The organism is Synechococcus sp. R55.2 (genome assembly GCF_047462075.1).
GTDB lineage: Bacteria > Cyanobacteriota > Cyanobacteriia > Thermostichales > Thermostichaceae > Thermostichus.
The window spans coordinates 1-1,054 of the sequence record NZ_JANSIH010000094.1 but is presented as its reverse complement, the minus strand read 5'-3'; the positions used below and the strand labels follow the sequence as shown (position 1 = coordinate 1,054).

The 1,054-nt window shown below is 53.6% G+C and carries 1 protein-coding gene; it reads left to right on the top strand.

The window, feature by feature from the left end; all coding sequences use genetic code 11:
• A partial coding sequence (locus NW838_RS03415) for a prohibitin family protein (RefSeq protein ID WP_414427501.1) occupies nucleotides 1–653 on the top strand: 653 nt, incomplete at its 5' end.
• Nucleotides 654–1,054: the final 401 nt, after the last annotated feature.

The following is a 1,054-nucleotide window of genomic DNA, read 5'->3' as shown; positions in this document are numbered from 1 at the left end:
CCACCCTTTACGATGTGCGCACCCAAACCTACAACATGACCAGCCGAAGTGAAGAGCGCAGCGTCAAAGCCGACGATACCCTCACCGCTCTCACTGCCGATGGGCAACGGGTGGATCTGGATGTTTCGGTGCGCTATCGCCTGGATCCGGATCGGGTTCCCGAAATCCATCGCAATGTAGGCCCCGATTACCTGAACAAAATTATTCGCCCCGCCTCCCAAGCCGTGGTGCGCAATGTTATCGCCCGCTATTCGGCCATTGGCGTTTATTCTGAGCAACGAGCTGAAATCCAAGAACAAATTGCCGCTGAGCTCTCTCGCCTAATGCAGCCAGAAGGGCTGGTGCTGCAGAGCTTGCTCTTACGCAATGTGGAATTTTCCAAAGAGTATAAGTCGGCAATCGAAGCCAAACAAATTCCCTATCAAGAGAAGCAAAGAGAAGTGTTTCGCGTAGAGCAGGCTCAACTCATCAAACAACGAATGATTGTCAAAGCCAGCGGTGAGGCCCAAGCCATCGCCCTCAAAGGGGAAGCGCTGCGCAGCAACCCGAACGTCATCCAGCTCGAGTATGTCCGCAACTTGCCCGACGACATCCAAGCCATCGTCAGCGAGCAAAACACCATCCTCAATCTGGGGGACTTTCTCAACAAGTAATCGATTCGAGAGTCCCAAGTTAGGATTGGATCCATCCAGTTCAGGTGCATCCACTCCAAGCCCGTTCTCAACAGACCATCAGCCCCAGCCCCTCTCCCAGAGAAGTGTTGCTGCTGTGCCCCTTAATTTCTTGATGGGCCGTAATTCTCGGCCTTTGCATTCATTTTGCATTCATAGAGAACCCAGCACTCTCCGGTACTCCGGGGGCCAAATACCGGGCCCGACACTCAACTGGCAAGCTGACGTAGGAGCCTGGGGAGTTGACTGGGGCATCCACTCTCCGGAGCATCTGTATCAGACTAAACAGAAGGAGGCTGCCAGGATATCTAGGCTTTGTACAATTGCTCACAAAGCCCTGGGTTGATGGGAGAAAACCCTTCCCTTTCCCGGAGCAGCTCAGT